At 32.5% G+C, this 21532-nt stretch carries 16 protein-coding genes and 1 pseudogene; 7 read left to right on the top strand and 10 right to left on the bottom strand.

What is annotated here, in order from left to right:
- The 6 genes and pseudogenes from BMX53_RS16405 to BMX53_RS16430 form a co-directional block, all read right to left on the bottom strand.
- Positions 1 to 1815: pseudogene (locus BMX53_RS16405) on the bottom strand (hypothetical protein); the annotation flags it as partial.
- A 929-nt stretch (positions 1816 to 2744) separates the two neighbouring features.
- Positions 2745 to 3884 (bottom strand): helix-turn-helix transcriptional regulator, encoded by a 1140-nt coding sequence (locus BMX53_RS16410; protein WP_074747716.1) that lies wholly within the window; start codon positions 3882 to 3884, stop codon positions 2745 to 2747.
- Positions 3885 to 3895: 11 nt separating this feature from the next.
- Positions 3896 to 4849, bottom strand: a complete 954-nt coding sequence (locus BMX53_RS16415; RefSeq protein ID WP_038986821.1) for a helix-turn-helix domain-containing protein — start codon at positions 4847 to 4849, stop codon at positions 3896 to 3898.
- Positions 4850 to 5799: 950 nt separating this feature from the next.
- Complete coding sequence (locus BMX53_RS16420) at positions 5800 to 8175, bottom strand: tetratricopeptide repeat protein (RefSeq protein WP_063176785.1); 2376 nt, start codon at positions 8173 to 8175, stop codon at positions 5800 to 5802.
- A gap of 95 nt (positions 8176 to 8270) precedes the next feature.
- The gene (locus BMX53_RS16425) at positions 8271 to 9098 is read right to left on the bottom strand and encodes a lysophospholipid acyltransferase family protein (RefSeq protein ID WP_038986823.1); all 828 of its coding nucleotides are present in this window, start codon (positions 9096 to 9098) and stop codon (positions 8271 to 8273) included.
- 163 nt (positions 9099 to 9261) lie between these two features.
- Positions 9262 to 9900, bottom strand: a complete 639-nt coding sequence (locus BMX53_RS16430; protein ID WP_038986824.1) for an NUDIX hydrolase — start codon at positions 9898 to 9900, stop codon at positions 9262 to 9264.
- A 51-nt stretch (positions 9901 to 9951) separates the two neighbouring features.
- Between BMX53_RS16430 and BMX53_RS16435 the strand changes: the two genes are divergently transcribed.
- Together BMX53_RS16435 and BMX53_RS16440 are read left to right on the top strand one after the other, a co-directional pair.
- A complete protein-coding gene (locus BMX53_RS16435; protein WP_063176784.1) occupies positions 9952 to 10395 on the top strand; it encodes a DUF4268 domain-containing protein in 444 nt (147 codons plus the stop codon).
- Positions 10396 to 10427: 32 nt separating this feature from the next.
- A complete protein-coding gene (locus BMX53_RS16440; RefSeq protein ID WP_063176783.1) occupies positions 10428 to 12305 on the top strand; it encodes a BamA/TamA family outer membrane protein in 1878 nt (625 codons plus the stop codon).
- 111 nt (positions 12306 to 12416) lie between these two features.
- Here the strand turns inward: BMX53_RS16440 and BMX53_RS16445 are convergent, their stop codons facing one another.
- Positions 12417 to 13610: a GlmU family protein gene (locus BMX53_RS16445; RefSeq protein WP_063176782.1), complete on the bottom strand. Its 1194-nt coding sequence runs from the start codon at positions 13608 to 13610 to the stop codon at positions 12417 to 12419.
- 155 nt (positions 13611 to 13765) lie between these two features.
- Here BMX53_RS16445 and BMX53_RS16450 point away from each other — a divergent pair, with 155 nt between their 5' ends.
- On the top strand, positions 13766 to 14149 hold the full coding sequence (locus BMX53_RS16450) for a hypothetical protein (protein ID WP_063176781.1): 384 nt from the start codon (positions 13766 to 13768) through the stop codon (positions 14147 to 14149).
- Positions 14150 to 14361: 212 nt separating this feature from the next.
- On the opposite strand, the gene BMX53_RS16455 is transcribed toward BMX53_RS16450, so the two are convergent.
- Both BMX53_RS16455 and BMX53_RS16460 read right to left on the bottom strand, forming a co-directional pair.
- Positions 14362 to 14613 carry a type B 50S ribosomal protein L31 gene (locus BMX53_RS16455; RefSeq protein ID WP_038986829.1) on the bottom strand — a complete coding sequence of 84 codons (252 nt, stop codon included), beginning with the start codon at positions 14611 to 14613 and terminating at the stop codon, positions 14362 to 14364.
- A 201-nt stretch (positions 14614 to 14814) separates the two neighbouring features.
- Complete coding sequence (locus BMX53_RS16460; protein WP_038986830.1) at positions 14815 to 15231, bottom strand: DUF695 domain-containing protein; 417 nt, start codon at positions 15229 to 15231, stop codon at positions 14815 to 14817.
- A gap of 121 nt (positions 15232 to 15352) precedes the next feature.
- On the opposite strand from BMX53_RS16460, the gene BMX53_RS16465 reads away from it, so the two are divergent.
- Positions 15353 to 16639, top strand: a complete 1287-nt coding sequence (locus tag BMX53_RS16465) for a S28 family serine protease (RefSeq protein ID WP_063176780.1) — start codon at positions 15353 to 15355, stop codon at positions 16637 to 16639.
- A gap of 424 nt (positions 16640 to 17063) precedes the next feature.
- On the opposite strand, the gene BMX53_RS18940 is transcribed toward BMX53_RS16465, so the two are convergent.
- Positions 17064 to 17513 carry a hypothetical protein gene (locus BMX53_RS18940; RefSeq protein ID WP_133145908.1) on the bottom strand — a complete coding sequence of 150 codons (450 nt, stop codon included), beginning with the start codon at positions 17511 to 17513 and terminating at the stop codon, positions 17064 to 17066.
- 716 nt (positions 17514 to 18229) lie between these two features.
- On the opposite strand from BMX53_RS18940, the gene BMX53_RS16475 reads away from it, so the two are divergent.
- The 3 genes from BMX53_RS16475 to BMX53_RS16485 are packed head-to-tail and all read left to right on the top strand — an operon-like array spanning position 18230 to position 21524.
- A complete protein-coding gene (locus tag BMX53_RS16475; protein WP_038984668.1) occupies positions 18230 to 18814 on the top strand; it encodes a DUF4199 domain-containing protein in 585 nt (194 codons plus the stop codon).
- A gap of 4 nt (positions 18815 to 18818) precedes the next feature.
- Positions 18819 to 19775, top strand: a complete 957-nt coding sequence (locus BMX53_RS16480; RefSeq protein WP_038984666.1) for a glycosyltransferase family 2 protein — start codon at positions 18819 to 18821, stop codon at positions 19773 to 19775.
- A gap of 21 nt (positions 19776 to 19796) precedes the next feature.
- The gene (locus tag BMX53_RS16485; protein ID WP_063176776.1) at positions 19797 to 21524 is read left to right on the top strand and encodes a phospho-sugar mutase; all 1728 of its coding nucleotides are present in this window, start codon (positions 19797 to 19799) and stop codon (positions 21522 to 21524) included.
- Positions 21525 to 21532 lie beyond the last annotated feature (8 nt).

Here is a 21532-nt window from a genome sequence, read left to right on the forward strand (position 1 = left end):
ATTTACTGTAGCTACCTTTCCAGCATCTTTACCTTCTGCTACTAACTTCTCAGCTGTTACATTCTTATCTGCTAAATCTGAAGTCTTAACTTCTCCATCTTTTATCTTTTCTGAAGTGATTGACTCATCTGCAATTGCTAATGAAGCATCCGCTAATACTGACTCTAGTAATTCATTACCTCCATTAACAGTGATAATACCATCTGTTGTTACTTTCTTAGAATCTACTAATGAACCAGCTGATATTGTTTGATATGTTACTGTTCCATCTGCATTTACTGTAGCTACCTTTCCAGCATCTTTACCTTCTGCTACTAACTTCTCAGCTGTAACTGATCCATTCTGAAGCATTTCAGTAGTTAATTTATCTTTTAATGTTTGTGTAGAAGACACTCCATTAACTGTAGAAGTTAAGTCAGTACCATTCAATACTAAACTATTCGTAGTAATAGCACCTTTAGCAGACCATACTACATTACCTGTAGCATCTACTACTAATACATCACCAGCATTTCCTTTTTGAAGTTGCGTTAAATTAAGTGTACCACCTAAGTTCTCTAACTTAATAGCTTTCTCATTAATATCTAACTTAGTAGTTTTTAATACAGCTCCTTTACCATCAGTTACAACTATCTTGTCGTTACCAGTTAAGTCTTTTCCGTTTAAGGCTGTTTCTAAATTAACTGTTAGATTACCAGCTGCATCAATATCTAGTCCACTACCTGGTTTTACAACACCGGCTACTTCCTTAGATGCTGTTGGTACATCTAAAGTATAAGAGATAGAGTTAGCACCTTTTACCTCTGTTACTTTAATATTAGTTCCACCATTTAAAGTCGTTACTGTTTGATTCTCTTTTACTAAAGCATCTACATCTATATTATGAGTAGTATTTTGCTCGTCAGTATAAGCTAATTGTCTATTTGTAGTATTATAAACTAACTTCGTTAACGTTTGTTCAACGCTTACTAATTGCTTTAATACATTGTATAAATCTTGATCTGTTTTGTTTTTGATTACTTCAGTAATATCACCGATAACCGTAATATTAGCAGGTGTACCAGCTTCGTTAGTATAAACATACTTACCAGCTTTCTCACGTACTAAAGTTGTAACAGTTTCATGTTTCTTAACTAAGTCTTTAATACTAATCACAGTCTCTTTTCCAGCCTCATCTTTAAATGTAAGCGTTCCTGCATCAGTATTATTTACGATATTAGTAACTGTCTCAAATGATTTAACAGCTGCTTTAATATCTATTGTTGTTACTTTATTTTTTTCATCAGAATACGTTAATACCCCTGTAGCTTTATCAAAAGCCAAAACAGTTAATGTTTCATGAGCTTTAACTACTCCATCAAAACTAATTTCAACTTTGTCACCTTCTTTAGTAACATGGTATAATTTGTTACCTTCATAAATAACATTACCTTCAGTAGTCTTAACGATATTCTTAATTAAGTTTGTTACATCACCACCTTTTAGAATATCTCCAAATTTATTGATTACAATACCAGGAATATCCTTATCCGCAGTTAAACGAACCCATTTATTAATATCCCAGTAGTAATAACCTGGTGTGATATCACCTTGCGTTTTTGTAGCATAAACCATTAAACTCTGAACATTACCATTTGTAATGGTATTCCTATCAGTTGTACTAGTCAATGCAACATTAGGAATTAATAAACCTCTATTACTTGATTCGATTAATAACTCTGCTGATTTGTTTGGAGTAGCTGTACCAATACCAACTTGAGCATTAGCTGCTAAAGTTCCAAATAAAAGCGCTACAGGAAGTAATCTTTTTTTCATAACAATAATTCTTAATATTTTAATTACGACTTAGAGAAACTATGATTATAAATTCCGTCTAAGGGATTGTTGTTTTGTTGTTTAAACGTCTTGTGAGTCAAATCACACAACGCGTATATTAGGTGTTATTTTCTTCAACAAATGTCACTCAAAAGCATCTGTTATATGTTGCAAAACATTAGCACGGTATACAATCCAACGAATTGAAACATGGAACACCAAGAACACAACATTCACTAAATCAATAAATTACAATAATAACACAAAAGTATTACTACCTCTTAAGGTAGTCGAAAGAAAAGAAATGATATAAAGGTGTAAAACAGTCTTTTTGAAACATCAAAAAAGCAGATTCAGACTGCTTTTTATCAAATTTTCAGAAGATGAAATTCTATCTAAAAAGCATATAAATAATTTACACTACTCTGAGAAAGCAATGCGAAAAAACAAGAAACTTACTATCACAATAAGTAGAATAAAATAGAAAAGTAAGAGTTAAAGAGCTATCACTTTGTGAATATTTAAAGGTTTTAAGCATCACATTAAGAGAACAAAATAGCATTTTAGAAGCATACTCTCTAAACATTATCTTCACTAGATAAATAGCACAGATCACTTTAATACTCACAATTGCTTCACTACTTTAATCAAACTAAGAAACTAAAATAGTTAAGTATTGTCTGCCACTCCCATACTATCACGCTTTTTTCAATTCACAACTATGCTACAATACACTTTACTCAATACTTCAGTTATTTTTTGTAATTAGCACTTATAACTGCTGTCTATCACTGTATCTAGAAGAAAATCACGATTACATATAATACACTGGTTAAATTAGGCACAAAAAAAAAGTCACAAACATTGGCGAAATGCTGTGACTTAATACTTTAGTGACTTTACACTGGCTATGTAAAATCAGAAATCAATTATTGTTGTTTGTCGTTCTGACCTTGTTGATTCAAAATATATTCTGAAGGAGAAACTCCAACATACTTTTTAAATGCTCTAAAAAAAGAAGTTCTTGAATTAAATCCGCACTCTTCTCCTAATTCACTAACAGAAACCTCGTAATTGCGTTCTATTAGTAGTTTTTTAGCATATTCTACTCTAAGTTCGTTGATATAAGCATTAAAATGCTTTCCATACTCACTCGAGAAAAACTGAGATAAATGATGCTTTTGTATTTTAGCCAACTTTTCTACTGCTTCTAGCGAACAAGTAGGCTTTAAATACAACTGATCTTTTAGTATAACTTTCTCTATTTTTTCTTTGTATTCATTAGCAAACTCTTCTGTAAATTTTGACTTCTCATATTTTACAACCTCTGGTTCACTTTCTTCAACCACTTGTTGAACTACTACTCCACCTTGACTAATTAATACTTTATCGTGTTTAAGTCTTTCTGCGTAATAGAAAAATAAAGTCATAGAAATACCCAGTATTCCTAGATAAAGAATATTTCCATCATTATTAGGAATTGCATTATAAAGGATTAATCCTATTGAAACAATCCCAATAAAAATCATAATCCATATAATACGTAAAACTACAAGTCTTATATGCTTCGAGACATTCAACTTACTTATAGTAAAATATCCGAAGCTAGCATATAAAATAAGTTGCACTCCCAATGAAACATAACATATTAGATAATAGTTTACTAAAAACTCAACATCTAATACATACATATTAAACAAGGCAATTGCATAACCTATAGAATATACAATACCAGGAATAAAATGTATATAAGCATTGCGCAATCCAACACTCTTATTACTATTTTGACCTATTTTGTCTTTGTGCTCTTGTATAAATGCTGTAAAACAACAATACAAATAAGGAGCATAAAAGAATCCAAATGGCAAACCTAAATAAGTAAATACATACTCTTCAAAGAAAAATCTGATCGTAATAACTGCTATACAGTTTACTGCTATAAAAAGTAAAAACTTAGCAAGAATCCTTTGTGATTTCCGTGGACTTACTAACCTAACGTTAATAAAATAAGAAATACAACTAAAAACTATAGCAGCAGACAATATTAAAATATATAAATATCCTCCCATCCACTATACTTTTAAGCTACTGCGTTTCTATATACAGAAGGTGTTTGTCCAACAAAAATTTTAAAATACTTATTAAATGTAGACTTACTACTAAATCCACATTCGTCAACGATTGCTTCGATTGTTAAGTTTGTATTTTTACCGATTAGTCTTTTAGCATGATTAATTCTATACATTGCTACTAATTGATAAAAGCTGCTATTCATATCTTGATTAATAACTTCTGAAACTACTTGTTTATTTAAGTTTAAATCATCAGCTAATTGATCTAATGAAAAACTTGTCTCTAAATAGTTTTCAGATTCTTCGAAGTATTGAACTATATTTTTAGCTGTAGCATTAGATACTACTAATTCTTTCTCTGTCTTTTCTTCTTTAATTGCTTTATACTCTACAACTGGTTCCATAACCATATCACGGCTTTTACTACGGCTAATACTCAATGTTACCATAGAAAAAAGAACAGCGAAGAAATCTAAACTAGCAAACACGAAATTACTCTGTACATTACATTTTATTTCTAATAAACTCATTACAAAATAAAATAAACATACTGCTGTTCCTGCTACTATATAAAAGCTATAAAATCCAATGAAGTTAAATGTTTCAAAGTTTAGCTGCTTAAACATCTTACCATGTCTATTTAAGTAAATAGCACTAGTGTATCCAACTAAGAAAATTAGATTGATAACTTCATAGAAAACTTGGTAACTACTTAAGCCAAATAAAACAACTGTTGTTGTAAACAAAAAATGTGGGATAATCTTTTCAAAAATATCAACCTGAGTACGGTCAAACTTGATCATAACATACATAATTGGAAGAATAAAATATCCAAATGTTATGTTGATATCAAAAAGAGATAATACTAATTGTGAAATAACTAGAATTATCGCTAGAAGAACTACTTTTTCAAAGATAGCTCTATCGTTCTTTTCGTTATAAGGATTACTCAAATTTCTCATGCGTTAGGTGGTGTTAAAGCATTGCTTAGAAAGCAGCCCTCAACGCACAAGACAAGACACCACACATTAATGCACTTAATGTGTAGCAATGCCTAGATTAGTGGGGACTAAAACAGAAATACTCGCATATTCCTATTATTCTCTAAAGCAGTGCAAATTTATTATTTATTTCTTACTTAAAAAGACTTTTTAACAAGGCAACATCAGATTTATGAAAAACATACAGATAAACTTAAAATGTCTAACAAAAATCAAATATTACACCATATATAATTAAACTTAATTTAATAAATAGCATTAAACGAACTAAATAACAAACCAATTTACCCTTATTTTGTAATAAATACGAAAAACATTATCGCAAAATTCGAATTTTAAGCAATTCGAACGTCAAATATTACTACATGATAAATATCATTTTCTATTCATTTTAAAGTACGTATTCTCTTAATAACTAAATCTATCGTACTCATTCGTGACACTATCTGTAAATAAGACAACAACACCACTAAAAAGTCACATCATGTATTACTCAAAATTCTAATTATTCGCATATTACAAGAGTTTACAGTTATAAAACATCTTTAAAAACAATCATTAAAAAACACAATTAACCTAATTAAACAAATAAAAAACAACAATAAATAAAAACAACAAAACATTTCACAATAATCATAAAGTTTAATTTCAATCCAAAATGTGATAGACCGATTGATAATAGTGAATTATTCGAAATAGACTTGACCTCCTTCTAAAAGCATACAATAGTATCTACTTTGAAATACTCATAGAGATATAAAGCATAATTAGTTATAGCATTAGACCAGTATATAACCTGGCGTAGGCTCTTAAAAGAACTTCAAGATCACTAGTAATACAAATAAAAAAGCGAGAACAACCTAAGTCATTCTCGCTTAATCTATATATTAATAAACTGCTCTACATTAAAGCTACTTTGTCAAACTCTTTATTTTACTCACCCAAGTATTCCAAAGTGTCTCTGCTAATACATCATATTCTGGATACTTACCACTTCCATATACATCATAAGTACTTGACACCTCTTCATCTTCACTATAAAAGTAATAATAAGTATACATCTCTTTTGCCCAAATCGTCTTTGATAAAAGTCCCATAAACTTCTTTATTTTCTCTTCTCTCTCATCTATATTAAAACGAATTGTGAAATTTCCATTCTTAAAATAAAAGTCTAATGAAGTATCATATATCTCTGTACTAGCATTCTCTCTTAGCGCTCTATAACATACCTTTAAATGGCAGTCATCAGTAATCCATCCTTCCACATCGAACTGCCCTCCTTGTAAGATATAATCAACAATATCATTTAGATAATCAACATTCTCGGGTCTATCCATTAAAGCATACGTATCTATATGCTTTAATTCCATCTTAGACATCTCCCATAAGCGATTAGTAGCTTCTTGTTCTTCTACTGGCAATCTAAACTCTTTAGGAATTTCATCTACTGTACTTTGATAACGAGAATTCCCATCGTAAGTCTTAATCAATAAATCAAAATACTTATTCGCTTCTATTCTATTATTTAATCCGTAGTAAGCCCATGATAAACTAAACCAATAATTAACTTTAGCTACATCTTCTACTAAATCAAAATACATAGGATTACTAAAAAACTCTTCTGTAAAGGCTATAGTCTTTTCAAAATCGTTTTTACCATATCTCAAATATGTAAAGAAATCTGATGCTAAATAAATCATTTCTGACACAATATCTTCGTCTTCTATTTCTTTAGCTTCAAAACTCTCCTTAATCTTGTAATAATAGTCTTTCGCATCATCGTACTTATCCGCAACTATAAAGCTCTTTAGTATCCTACCTTGCACAGACATCCACTCACTACTAAATTCATCGTGATAAGTAAGTAACTCATTAGCAAAATAACTCTTCTCTTCAAAAGCATTTAACAACTCAGCTAGCTGTAACCCATTCTCTAAATTCTCAATAAATGGAGAATATTCATATCCTTTTTTATGTAGAGATAGAGCTTCTTTACAAATTTCTTTGTCGTAGTCTTTATCAGTAAGGTAAACTACATTGCGGATAGCAATACCAAGATTATTGCATAACATCGCATAACCATGAGCATTATTATTTACTTTAGAACCCAGCCCTTTATCAAAGTATTCTTCAATCTGGGGCAACACTAATAAACCTACCTTTTTAGAAAATTCATAATACTTTAATGAACGCTCATCATCATCTCCTCTTAATTCTCCTCCTTTTTCTAAGAATCTAGTCATTAAATTATATCCATAAAATCCATCACAGACCACAGGATACTCTTCTAACTCTACCCCATACTTCTCTGCCAATTCAAAGTAAGTAAAGTACATTGAGCTATTTACTTCTTTATTTAAGGCATAGTACTTCTGTAAAGTTTCGAATGCTTTTTTAGAATTTTTCTCTACCACTAGATAGTAACGTATTTTCATACGCAATACCACCTTGTTATCAGGGTTAGTATTTAGTTCCTCCTCTATCACATTGACAAATCTCATTCCATACTCACGCGTATTCTTTGCCCCAAACTCCTCTGGATAATCTATACCCACGTGATACATAAGTGATATTAAATCCCAATTCCCCTCAATCTTACCCGCTTTATATAACTTATCTATCTCCTTAGCAAAACTTGCACTATACTCATTTCCATGAAAAACATAGTAAGAGTTTAATAGCAAATAAGCATCCTCATACTCTCCTCTCTCAAGGCATAGATTTCCTCCTTGATAAGTCGCATAATAATGATCTGGGGAGTGCTCATAAGCTAACTTATAAAAAGATACAGCAGTACTATAATCTTCTAACTCTCTATATAGATAAGCTATCATATAATACGTTTCTCCAAACTCCTTATCTTTTAAGCTAAAATCTTCTTTAAGCAACGATACTTCAATCAATTTATCGTGTAGTATCTCTATTGCCTTTTCTTTTAATTCTAATTTATTCTCATATATCCATGACAACCAATCAAAAGCACTAAATACTGCTTTTTTATCTTCTTGTAACTTATCTATTACCTCTTGAGCTGTAGACATCATCACAGATACATCATCATAGTAAGGTCCATTATAAATACGTATTTTCCAGAATAAAGCATCCTTATTAGTTGCATCCTCTCTTAACACCTCTTCTATAATAGACAATATTTGCTCTGATAAATCTTGATTCTTATTATACAGTTCTATCTTTTTCTCTTCATCTGCATTGTTTAACTCATCTCCCATTACAAGTTGATCATACAACTCTTTTATCTCGTCAATCCTTTTATCTTTTAAAACCATAAAGTTTCAATCCTTTTGTATATAAACGATAAAGATACTACAATTCCATATCGGATAAAAAGCTCACCTCGCTTTACTACATAAAAAAAGACGAACTATCGTTCGTCTTTTTTGTAATATGAATAAGTTCTTTTGTGATCTAATTCTTTTTGTTCTTCTATAAACTCCTCTGGAATAACCTTTAAGAAAGAAGGATGCTGTTCTATCGCCATTTCTACTTTCTCTACAATTTGTTCTATTGTATCATTCTCATAATCTATATCTAATGGCTCTTTTATGACCATAGATTGAAGAATTCCTTTCTTCTTAAGGTGTAATCCCTTTTTATCAAAAGAACGTCTAAAACCGTCTATAACAATAGGAACTACAATAGGCTTGTAATTCTTAATGATATGAGCTGTTCCTTTTCTAATAGGTTTAAATGATTTTGTTGTTCCTTGAGGAAACGTAATTACCCAACCGTCATCTAACGCTACCTTGATATTTTCTACCTGATCCTGGTTTACCTCTCTTTTTTCCTCTAATTCTTTCCCTTGGCTTCTCCACGTTCTATCCACTGTCACGGCTCCTACATAAGCTAATATACGAGGTAGCCATCCTGCTTTCATCGTTTCTGCTGCAGCGACATAATAAAGATTTAACTTCGGTTTCCAGATATAAAAGATATTCTTAATAGAATCTTCACGCCCTTTTAAGCTTGCATTAAACACATGGTACATTGCTACCACATCAGCAAAGTAAGTCTGATGATTCGAGATAAACAACACGTGTTTATCCGGAAGATTTCTCAACACTTCTGACCCCTCTATCTGTAGACTATTAAATCCACGAAAGCGTTGGTGCGTTGCAAAACCGAACACTCTTATTATCCACTTCTTTAAAAAAAGAATATGTCCAAATGGATTTCTTTTAAATAATCCCATAATTCACACACATTAATACGAACTACAAAATTACAACTTTTGACATGGAACTTTGTTAAATAAATTACATAATTATTAATCTTATCTACTAAAAAACACTAAATCAAGTAGTAATCCTCAATATTTAAGAGCGATATCAGACAATAAGCAAGAACTATTATGCCTAAAGCACTTGTTTTAGAGTTTCTTTTAACTCACTTAACATCATAGCCGTAGCTCCCCAGATAGTATAATCATTATATATATATGCAGGTACATCGATTAATTCGGCATAACTAGTCTGTAACCCAACCTCTTTAATAATTGTATCGTCCAATAAAGTGCTAAGTGGCATCTCTATAATATTAGCCACCTCATCTACACTTAATTCTACATGAGGAGTAGTATCCATTATTCCCAAATAAGGTTGTACAATAAAATTACTAGGAGGAATATACACTCTTGTAAAAGCTTTAAGTATTTCTATTTGATTTGCTTTAATCCCAACTTCTTCATCTGTCTCTCTTAAGGCTGTTACTTCTAAAGTCTGGTCCTCTACCTCATACTTTCCTCCTGGAAACCCTACTTGCCCAGAGTGAACACCTCCGCCATTACTCCTTTCTATTAACAACAATGACGTTTCTTGTTCTTTAGGATATAACAACATCATTACAGCAGAATACCTTGGGTTATTGCTTATAAAGTCATCAACCTTTAAATAAGGCCTTCTTTCCTTTGGCACCATTAGTGCCTGAGCCTCTATACCTAATAGATTAACACTTTTAATTTCAGGTATTTTATGTAAAAGAGAATCAAAAGTCATATTTTTGCACAAGTATAATTTTCAACTATTAAAAATACAACTTTATTATCTATGTTTAGCAAAGAAGAGGCACAACGAATTAAAAAAGAATTCTGGATTACTTTTGCGGATGAATATCCACGCAAATGGCTATTACACAATACTAAAATAAAGGATTTCGCCTTTAAATTCTACGCTGACAATAAAAAAGCACAAGTACTTCTTGACATTGAACACAAAGATGAAGAGAAAAGAAAAATATACTTCGAAAAAATAGAATCTCTAAAGACAATACTTTTAGAAGATTACCTACCTGATGCTATTTTCGAAAGAAACTTCTATTTAGAGAATGGTAAATTAATCAGTCGTATTTGGATAGAACAACCTAATGTTTGTATCAATAATAGAAAAACATGGAATGAAATCTATGATTTCTTTAATGAAAAGATGAATTTGTTTGAATTGTTTTTCTATGAGTACGAAGATTATATCAGAGATTTAGAAATAAACACGTAATTTTAACGTTGTAAGTTTTTAATATAATACTAATGCGCTACCTCTCTTTACTTATACTGTTATCTCTACTATGCATTTCGCAAGTTAATGCACAAGAGAAGCTACCTCAAAAGAGAGACTCTATCTCACAGATTAAAATAAACTATAGCAAAGAAGAAGTACCTTCTATTGCCGTAAGAGACACTACGCGTATATTCCAAAACTTTGAAGAAAATAACAAGAAATCAAAGTTAGGCCGCTTCTTCAATAAGATGGTTTATAAAAACAATAAACGATTAGTGGCGAATGCGCCAGAGATTAAAAACACACAACACTTCGAACTAGGAGAAGGAAAAGTAATACGCAATATACGTATAGTTACTCTAGATCCTTTTGGTTACTCTGATTCTGACTCATTAAGAGCTCCGAATACACACCTCGAAAAAATAGGAAATAAACTACATTTAAAAACCAAGAAGTTTACAATTAAGAACTTCTTGATTTTTAAAGAAGGAGATCGATTTGATTCACTTAAAGTTAAAGAGAGTGAACGTCTTTTGCGTACACAAAACTTTATTAGGAGAGTCACCATGTATCCTATACCTACTGCTCACCCTGATACAGTTGATGTATTAATACGCGAATTAGACTCTTGGAGTATCTATCCTACTGGTTCGGCATCTACCTCATCTTATCGTATCAAATTAAGAGATAGAAACTTCGCTGGATTAGGACATGACTTAACTCTTCAGTACACTAGCCGATATAAAGAGAATAAGCAAGGAGTTTACTTTAATTATACAGTAAACAACATCCAAAATACTTTCGTAAGAGCTAACGTTGTATACAATCAAGAAGTATGGGGTAACTATGTTAAAGGAGTTGCTCTAGACAGGCCATTCTATTCACCATATACTAAATGGGCAGGAGGAGCCAGCTTATCACAACGTTTCAGAAGAGACTCTCTACCAGACCTAAATGAAAAATACAGCTACGAATCATTAAAATACAACACTTTTGATTCATGGGCAGGTTATTCTGTTCCACTGTTTAAAAGCTATAAAAACAAACCTGTAATAACCAATTTACGTACTTCTTTCAGATACATCAGACAGACCTATACAGAGCGTCCTCAAGATCAATATGATCCGCATGGATACTATAAAGATCAACGTAGTTATCTAGGTTCTATTAGTTTAAGTTCTATTAATTATGTACAAGATCAATACATTTTTAATTACAACATAATAGAAGACGTACAGGTAGGTAAAGTACTTGCTCTAACAGGTGGAATGCAAGACAGATATGATAAACAAAGACCATACTTCGGAGCTAAGTTTGCGATGGGAGGATACACTAGATTAGGGTACTTCTCAGGAAATATAGAATGGGGTAGCTACTTTTATAAAGATAAAGCAGAACAAGGAGCTTTGAGAATAGAAGGGACATACTTTACCAAACTGTTTATGCTTGGCAACTGGAGATTCAGACACTTTATCACTCCACAATTAATATATGGTTATAAAAGATTTGATTACATCGGAGACGAACTAAGACTAGATAACGTAATCCAAGGAATACGAGCTCAAAAAGTCACAGGATCTAAGCGCTTTGCTATTGCTTATCACTGGCAGTCTTACGCACCTTATGAATGGAAAGGGTTCCGTTTTAATCCATACTTTAATTTTGAAGGAGCATTTATCTCTAATGAAGATAGTAAACTATTTGACTCTAGAATGTATTCTAAATTCAGTATTGGTATAGTAGCTAATAACGACTATTTAGTATTTAGTAAACTCGCTATTTCTTTAGTCTTCTATCCTGTCATGCCAGATACAGGGCAGAGTGTTATACGTGCTAATTCTAGACAGTACAATATGGCACTGCCAGACTTTAACTACGACAGACCACGTCCAGTATCTTACTTTTAAAATATATGTATAAAAAAAGGTGCTACTCATAGCACCTTTTTTTATCTAGAACCAACAAGATATCTTCTTAAAGAGATCTAATGTACTATCCTAGTTTATTTTTACAGAAGATTAATACTTCTTTAATTGTTGTTGAAATCTATAAATCTCCGTTTCAGCTGCCACATTATGCATAATTTCCTCATCTATAGGAGTTAATTCTACATGACGTCTAGCCATTACTATTTTCATTGTCTCTAAAGCTTTATCTACTTTATATGTCTCACTAGATCCTGCTCCACCCCATGTAAAACTAGGTAAGAATGTCTTAGGGAATCCCCCTCCGAATATACTACATGCTACACCTACTACTGTACCAGTATTAAACATAGTATTAATACCGCTCTTACTGTGATCTCCCATCATTAATCCACAGAACTGTAATCCAGTATCTTCATTAGACTGCGTCTCATAACTCCATAACTTAACTGAACTATAGTTATTCTTAAGGTTAGAGTTATTGGTATCAGCACCTAGATTACACCACTCTCCTAACACAGAATTACCTAAGAAACCATCATGTCCCTTATTAGTATATCCAAACATTACAGAGTTACTCACCTCTCCACCTACTCTACAGTGTGGTCCTACTGTAGTAGCGCCATAAATCTTAGTAGCTAGTTTTACTTGAGCTTCCTCACATAACGCAAAAGGCCCACGAATAACAGATCCTTCCATAATCTCAGCATTCTTACCGATATAGATAGGGCCTGTTGAAGCATTTAAAGTTACAAACTCTAATTTAGCTCCTTCCTCTATAAACACATTTTCAGCTGCGATAACATTAACGCTCTTTGGGATAGCCTCAGAAATTCTATCTTCTGTAATACGAGCGAAATCAGCGCGTATAGCAACATCATTCTTTTGAAATATATCCCACTTATGTTCTATCTTAATTAACTCACTAGTACAGTTGATTAACTCATATTCATCAAAGTCTACCTCATCCTGACTATCTTGTGTATAAAATGCTACAATATCTTCGTTATACACTACTGCTTGCATTGGTTGTAGCTCTTTAATCAAATCTACTACCTCTTGATTAGGTAAATAGGCAGCATTAATCATAACATTGTTCTCTACCTCTACCATAGGATATTTAGCAGCTAAGTACTCTTCAGTTAATGTAGTAGTTGTATAGCGCAAGTAATCTTCCCATTTCTCGCGAATAGTTAATATACCCACACGGATATCTGCCACAGGTCGAGTAAATGTAAACGGCAATAAAGCTGTTCTTACATCACCATCAAATAAGATATAGTTCATAGTTTGTGAATTCTAAATTAAAGGTTTAAAGTTAACGAATCTACAGTAAAAAATAATAATATCTATCAATTAAATAATATTCAATAATTTCAGATCTCTTTACTTAAATCCGCTATTATATTAGAAATAAAGATATTACCTTTAAAATAAAAACTATGAAAAAACTATTCTTATTTATCGGACTTCTTTTATCCTTCCTTGTTGTTAGTTGCAGTGGTTCTGACGCATACCAAGGCGAATGGAAAGCAACAAATAATAACAAGGAGGAATTCTTTATTGCTTTTGACAGAGATAACTTTATCGTAACTGATGCTCAAGGCAACACAGAGACATACGAATACACACAGCATTCATATAAATCTCATAACTCTGTAGTGACTTATGGCATTAGATTGAGTAAAGATGGTCGAGAACTAAAGGTACACTTCCCTATCCCCAAGAATGAGAATATAGGATACATAATGTCTGCCCATGATCAAATTATCTTTACACTAAGTAGAGATGAATTTATCACTCCTGATGATATCAATAAATTTTAAACCCAGATTCCGCGAGAGACAAATTAACGAGAGTGAATTATACAAAATAGCCCTAAACTTATGAAAAAAGCATGCTATAGTATAGTTTTAGAAGAACTGAAAGAGATATAAAGTAGAATTAGTTCGTAGTATTTGGCTAATGCGGAATATGGGTTAAACATAAAAAAAGCCTCTCAATTACTTGAGAGGCTTTTGTATATGATAAGCTAAAATTATTTACCAAATTTAGCGTATTTGTTTTTGAATTTGTCAATACGTCCTGCAGTATCGATAAGTTTAGATTTACCTGTGTAGAATGGGTGAGATGTACGAGAGATCTCCATTTTGTACACTGGGTATTCTACTCCATCAACTTCGATAGTTTCTTTAGTTTCTACTGTTGATTTTGTGATGAATACGTCTTCATTTGACATATCTTTGAATGCTACTAATCTGTAATTCTCTGGGTGAATACCTTTTTTCATGATAAATTCTATTTAAAATTGTGAATTACCGTCCATTTCGAAGCTTCCTATATTCCAAGAAAGGTGTAAACTTCCGATAACTTTTGTTATACTTATGTATTTTATTTCAGATTGCAAATGTACAATATAATTTTAAAAATCAAATAACTATTTTACTTTATTTACTGATTTTATCATTCCCTTATAATATCCTATTAATTATCAACTAATAAGCTTAGATACTATCTCCCAATCCTTATCCTCTTCTATCTCTATATGTATATCTATAGTATCTTCTATAGTATCACAATACGCTCCTATAGCCTCTCCATCTATATCATCACTCGCTAGATAACAAAAGATATCTCTTACACCTCTACGAGTCATTTTACCTACATAATGTATATCTGACTGAGTTCTTCTTAAGATATCTATGATATTATTCTCTATCTCTTCTAATCGTTCGTTTTCTTCCCATGTAGGGTACTCACGCTCTGTTTCTACAAGTGATAATTCTATAACAAATGCATAAGGATATTTATCCTTATCACTAAAGTTAGCATAAGACATATTAATCACTCCAGTAGCTTTAAAGCCGCCTACCTCTAAAACACGAATACTCATACTTTGATCGCTCATAACTCTTTTAATTTTGAAACTAAATATACAAAATATTTCGCATTTTAACACTTTTATATTTTAGCTAAGCTTTAACAATCCTATCTTTGAGAACACTAACCATATTTAAGACTAAAACATTATGTTTAAAAAATTAATCACACTCGTATTCTTATTGATTACAGTGTTGGCAATCGCACACCCTGATCAGAAAAAAGTAGAACAGGCTCTGTACAACTTAAAGAATGTAACATTCAAACAACTAGAGTCTAAAGATGACTCTTATCTATTGTATGAACTTAGAGTGAGACAACAAGTAGATCACACAGATCCTTCTAAAGGCTATTTTTATCAAAAAGTACACTTCTATCACAAGGATTTTAATCATCCTATGATTATGGAGACTAACGGTTATGACCTATACGTTAGAGCTAGTGAAATGGTAAACTATCTACAGAGTAACTACTTAAATATAGAACACAGATTCTTCGGAGAGTCTATCCCTGAAGGCAAACCATGGCAGTATCTTACTATGGAACAGGTAACAGCTGACTTACATGAGATCAACCAACTGTTTAAAGAAATCTATACACAAAAATGGATTAGTACAGGTATCAGTAAGGGAGGACAAACAAGTATCTACTATAAGTACTTCTACCCTAATGATGTTGATGTAGCTATTCCTTACGTTGCTCCGTTTAATCAAGCATTAGAAGAGCCTCGTATATATCCTTTCTTAGCCAATGTAGGAGACAAATCTTGTAGAACTAAAATACACGATATACAAGTAAAGTTATTTGAAAATAAAGCTCAAATTATCGAGAAACTAAAGTGGTATGCTAAAGGAGCTAGACTTACTTTTGAATATTTAGGTTCTTTAGACAAAGCTTTTGAATATGCAGTATTAGAATACAGTTTCGGATTTTGGCAAAGCGGACACTCATGTGCTACCTTCCCTAACGTTAAGGATATTGATGCACTAACAGATCACTTCCTAAGCGTGAGTAATATCGACTTCTTTAGTGATCAAACGATCAAACGCTATGAGTCTCACTACTACCAATCTGGAACACAACTAGGATACTATGGCTATGACATTGCACCGTTTAAGAAATACGTGAGCTTTACATCTAATCCTCTAGCGACTTTTATGCCTCCTGGTACATCATATAATAGCTTTAACGATGCACTTATCCAAAAGGTAAAAACATGGTTAGAGAACGATGCGAACAACATCATCTATGTTTATGGAGAGACAGACACTTGGAGTGCTTCTATGGTAGTTCCTAGTCCTAAAGTAAACTCTAAGTCTTATGTCTTACCTAAGAAAGACCACGGACAAGCAAGAGTAAAGAACATGACTCCAGAAATGAGAAGTGAGTTCTTCTCAACTCTAGAGAAAATGACTGGACTAAAACCTGTGAAATAACTCTACACCTATAAAAAAGACACTTTTCTGATAAATAAGAAAAGTGTCTTTTTTTATATCTTATATTATCGTATTACCTCTAATGGTGCTCTAGTAATATAGAATATTATACCCATTTTCCTTGATTACAACTTACGATTACTAATCCTAGCATCACAAAACGTATTTATACATTTTTCTTAAAACATCCATTCTAGAAAGAAAGCACTTCTGAATATGTATCAAAATAACAGTCCTTTAATTTAAATAATTCAGATATCTCAATAGACGACTTAGTTGTAACAGGATTACTTTCATGAAACTCATTCAATCCTGTTGTTACCTCTTTTTTCTTTATGGAGAAATTAATACTTGTATTCCATTGATCCCCTGTAAATCTACTATATGACGAATAATCTGCCCCTATTAATTCAAAATTATTATTCTAATACCTAAATTTATAAGTAATACTAGAACTAGAAGAGCTTCCACAACTATACCAATAATTAAAATCTAATATCAAAATATTCTTGACAATACTCACTCCATTAAAAGGGTCTTCTAAACACGGATCCTCTGCTAAATTTTCACTAGGTATAAACCCATTAGAATTGCTATCTGCTAAAGTATAGTTGCCAGATTTATCCTTAAACAAAATCAATAGATTTCTCGAGTTAACATCTAATATTCCTGGTCCTAATGACTCATTTTTAATTCTATTAGATGCATCGTTATCTTTAACTATCAATACCAGATCTTCTATTCCGTCTTTATTCAAATCACCTTTAGCGGTGCTTACTATCTTCCAATTCTTTGGAACATACTCAAAAAATGACTTCTGTGACCAAGACACATAAGACATTAATACAAATAGAATTAATACTATACATCTCATATTACCAATACTTATTTACGATTACTCTCATCAACTGAATTAATTAAAATATTAGAGAAAATATCACTTCCATTGTATCCTTAATAATAGTGATACTTCGATAGTTCCTTTCTATTAAACAACACATAATTAGCTCCTTATAAATATACAGCATTTTAACAAAACCACAGAACTACAAAATCTGCCCATAAAACCTCTCCTTTTTTCATTTTCACATCAAAAAGCGCCTCTAACTTGAGCTCTTTTACCTATAAATCATCTCTTTTTTATGCATATCTATCAATTTTGACCTTAAAAAACTAAAAAAGTCACTCACTTTTTTTCTCCAAAAATGCTACAAAAAAACAAGTAAATAATTAAAATACAATACATTACAAAAATAAAACTCGAATTGAGAATAATTTAAAACGCACCATAAAGCCCCTAAAATAGGGCACTCGTGATAATTCCTTTCACAGTTCTCCTAAGATTCTCCCATTTTACTCTACACAGAAGCCTTTTTGTAAAGGAACTATAAAAGAACCATGGGAGCATCCTAAACCAATCTCTATTCTGAGTGACCTGTGTACCTCCTCTAATTAACATTAGAGATTATCAATAACTACAGCCAAAAAATAATTTAGTAATTCAAATATAATATGTTAACAAAGTCCCTTTATATACCATTCAGAAAGGGTTATTTTATTATATTTGTATTTAATATTTAAAGATTACACATGAAAAACGCAGTAAATAAAGTAGGGGTTACTTTTGGAATAGTATTAGCTATATACTTCACACTCTTTAATTGTGTATTGTTCTTTACAGATAAAACATTATTAGCTAATACCTTCGCTGGTTTTTTCAATATAGCTATCATTATCATTTTTGGAGTAATTACTATCTATAACGCTCGTAAGAAGGCAGGTGGATATGTTACGTTTAGAGAAGCTTTCACACCTTACTTTATCGCTATTGTAATCGGTTTGACGGTTAATTACGTCTTGTATAACATCCTATTTAACGTAGTAGATCCTTCTGCAAAAGAAGTTTTAGGTAAACAATTATACGAAATGCTAGTCAAAACATTAGATGGATCAGGGTTAGCTCCTGAACAAATAGCAGAACAGCTAAAGAAAGCTAAAGAATCTAATCCTTTTGCACTACAATCACAGTTATTTTTATGGGCAGGTAGCATCTTGAGATACTCTATCTTAGGATTATTATTAGCTGCAATATTTAAAAATAAGTCTGAATTCGCACAACCACATCCTGAGGTAAATCACGATGTAGATACAGACTTTAATAAAGATCACAAATAAACAGATGAATCTATCTATAGTAATACCTCTACTGAATGAAGCAGAGTCTTTGCCAGAATTACACGCCTGGATCACTAAAGTGATGCAGGAGAATAACTTTACGTATGAGATTCTATTTATAGATGACGGTAGTAAAGATGATTCGTGGAAGATTATTTCTGATTTAAGTATAGAGAATACAAATGTAAAAGGTATCCGCTTTCAACGCAACTTCGGTAAATCTCAAGCGTTACACGCAGGATTTGCTCAGGCGGCTGGTGATGTAGTTATCACGATGGATGCTGATTTACAGGACAGCCCTGACGAAATACCAGGTCTGTATAATATGATTATAAAAGAAGGCTATGACATGGTCTCTGGATGGAAGAAAAAACGATATGACTCTGTCATCTCTAAGAACCTTCCTTCTAAACTGTTTAACTGGGCGGCTAGAAAGACTTCTGGTGTACACCTAAACGACTTTAACTGTGGGCTTAAAGCTTATAAAAACGAAGTAGTTAAGAACATAGAAGTATCTGGCGAAATGCACAGATATATACCTGTGCTAGCTAAGAATGAGGGCTATGATAAGATAGGTGAAAAAGTAGTGCAACATCAAGCTCGTAAATACGGAACTACTAAGTTCGGTATGAGTAGATTTATCTATGGCTTTTTAGACCTGATCACAATATGGTTCTTATCTAAATTTGGCAAAAGACCAATGCACTTATTCGGTAGTTTAGGAGTGATTACCTTCGGTATAGGCTTCTGTGCTGCTTTCTTCATCGGAGCGAGTAAGCTGTATAAGTTATACCACGGATTACAAGCAATAAGAGTAACACAAGATCCTTGGTTCTACATATCATTAGCAACAATGGTAATAGGAACACAATTATTTTTGGCTGGCTTTTTAGGCGAGCTTATTTTAAAAACAAAGACAAACATTAGTAGATATAAAATCGCGGAAAATCGCGGTTTATAATCCACACTAAATTTCAATATTATGCAAGTAGAAAAAGAAATTGTAGCAAAAGCAGAGTTGTGGTTAAAAGAACCTTTCGACGCTGAGACACAGGCTTCTGTTCAAAAAATGTTGGATACTGATCCAGCAACTCTAAAAGATAGTTTTTATAAAAATCTAGAGTTCGGTACGGGCGGTATGCGCGGTATAATGGGAATAGGTACTAACCGTATCAACAAATACACGTTAGGAAAAAACACACAAGGATTATCTAACTATATTAAACAATCTTTCCCTAATCAAGAGTGGAAAGTAGCTATCAACTTTGACTGTCGTCATAATAGTCAAGAGTTAGCTAAAGTAGTAGCTGATGTATTCACTGCTAATGGTATTAAAGTATACTTATTCGGTGAGATGCGTCCTACTCCAGAGTTATCTTTTGCGGTGAGACACTATGGATGTAATGCAGGTATTGTATTAACTGCTTCTCACAACCCTCCTGAATACAACGGATATAAAGTATACTGGAATGATGGTGGGCAAATCGTACCTCCTCAGGATGGTGCTGTAATCGACGAAATAAACAAATTAACATATAACGAAGTTAACTTTAAAGGAAATGACAGCCTTATCACTTATGTAGGTGAAGAATTAGATGCTGCATTCATTAAGTCTACTTTAGAAAATGCGAGCTTTGACACTCCTCAAAGTGTAAAAGACCAATTAAAAATCGCTTATACTTCTCTACACGGTACTTCTATCAAACTTATTCCTAGAACTTTAGAAGAGGCAGGATATAAGAATGTATTTATCGTAAAAGAGCAAGCCGAACCAGATGGGGACTTCCCTACTGTAAAATCACCTAACCCAGAAGAACCAGAAGCATTAACGATGGCTCTTAAGTTAGCTGATGAGACTGGTGCAGATATCGTAATCGGTACTGACCCTGACTCTGACCGTATCGGTATCGCTGTACGTGATCTAGATGGTAACATGAGATTACTTAATGGTAACCAGACTATGGTGATGATGACTGGATTCTTATTAGAACAATACAAACGAAATAGAGGATTTAAAGGAAACGAATTTATCGGTTCGACTATCGTATCTACTCCTATGATGCTAGACTTAGCAGAGAGTTATGGTGTAGAGTGTAAAGTGGGATTGACAGGATTTAAATGGATTGCTAAGTTTATCAAAGAATGTCCAGACCAAAAGTTCATCGGTGGTGGTGAAGAGAGTTTCGGATACATGGTAGGTGATGCTGTACGTGATAAGGATGCTGTAGCTTCTGCTTTATTAGTATGTGAGATAGCAGCTATCGCTAAAGCAGCTGGTAGTTCATTCTTTACAGAATTAATGAACTTATACATCGATAATAGATTCTATAAAGAACACCTTATCTCTCTAGTGAAAAAAGGTATCTCGGGTGCTGAAGAAATTAAGCAAATGATGATAGACTTAAGACAAAACCCTCTTACAGAGATTATCGGTCAGAGAGTAGTATGTGTAGAAGATTACCAATCTAGTGAGGCTAAAAATCTTATCACTAATGAGGTAGAACCTATAAATGTACCTAAGTCTAACGTACTTATCTACTACCTAGAAGATGGTACTAAGATAGCTGCTCGTCCAAGTGGTACTGAGCCAAAGATTAAGTTTTACTTTAGCGTAAACGAACCGCTACATGACTTATCTGAAGTAAAGAATACAGAGAAAGTTTTAGATCAAAAAATTCAAGCAATCATTGACGAAATGAAATTGAATTAAACAATAAA

The organism is Myroides marinus, assembly GCF_900109075.1.
Lineage (GTDB): Bacteria > Bacteroidota > Bacteroidia > Flavobacteriales > Flavobacteriaceae > Flavobacterium > Flavobacterium marinum_A.

Excerpts from the sequence above, each read along its gene's own strand:
- BMX53_RS16410 (WP_074747716.1), bottom strand. The coding sequence starts at position 3,884 with ATGGGAGGATATTTATATATTTTAATATTGTCTGCTGCTATAGTTTTT.
- BMX53_RS16415 (WP_038986821.1), bottom strand. The coding sequence starts at position 4,849 with ATGAGAAATTTGAGTAATCCTTATAACGAAAAGAACGATAGAGCTATC.
- BMX53_RS16420 (WP_063176785.1), bottom strand. The coding sequence starts at position 8,175 with ATGGTTTTAAAAGATAAAAGGATTGACGAGATAAAAGAGTTGTATGAT.
- BMX53_RS16425 (WP_038986823.1), bottom strand. The coding sequence starts at position 9,098 with ATGGGATTATTTAAAAGAAATCCATTTGGACATATTCTTTTTTTAAAG.
- BMX53_RS16430 (WP_038986824.1), bottom strand. The coding sequence starts at position 9,900 with ATGACTTTTGATTCTCTTTTACATAAAATACCTGAAATTAAAAGTGTT.
- BMX53_RS16435 (WP_063176784.1), top strand. The coding sequence starts at position 9,952 with ATGTTTAGCAAAGAAGAGGCACAACGAATTAAAAAAGAATTCTGGATT.
- BMX53_RS16440 (WP_063176783.1), top strand. The coding sequence starts at position 10,428 with ATGCGCTACCTCTCTTTACTTATACTGTTATCTCTACTATGCATTTCG.
- BMX53_RS16445 (WP_063176782.1), bottom strand. The coding sequence starts at position 13,610 with ATGAACTATATCTTATTTGATGGTGATGTAAGAACAGCTTTATTGCCG.
- BMX53_RS16450 (WP_063176781.1), top strand. The coding sequence starts at position 13,766 with ATGAAAAAACTATTCTTATTTATCGGACTTCTTTTATCCTTCCTTGTT.
- BMX53_RS16455 (WP_038986829.1), bottom strand. The coding sequence starts at position 14,613 with ATGAAAAAAGGTATTCACCCAGAGAATTACAGATTAGTAGCATTCAAA.
- BMX53_RS16460 (WP_038986830.1), bottom strand. The coding sequence starts at position 15,231 with ATGAGCGATCAAAGTATGAGTATTCGTGTTTTAGAGGTAGGCGGCTTT.
- BMX53_RS16465 (WP_063176780.1), top strand. The coding sequence starts at position 15,353 with ATGTTTAAAAAATTAATCACACTCGTATTCTTATTGATTACAGTGTTG.
- BMX53_RS18940 (WP_133145908.1), bottom strand. The coding sequence starts at position 17,513 with ATGAGATGTATAGTATTAATTCTATTTGTATTAATGTCTTATGTGTCT.
- BMX53_RS16475 (WP_038984668.1), top strand. The coding sequence starts at position 18,230 with ATGAAAAACGCAGTAAATAAAGTAGGGGTTACTTTTGGAATAGTATTA.
- BMX53_RS16480 (WP_038984666.1), top strand. The coding sequence starts at position 18,819 with ATGAATCTATCTATAGTAATACCTCTACTGAATGAAGCAGAGTCTTTG.
- BMX53_RS16485 (WP_063176776.1), top strand. The coding sequence starts at position 19,797 with ATGCAAGTAGAAAAAGAAATTGTAGCAAAAGCAGAGTTGTGGTTAAAA.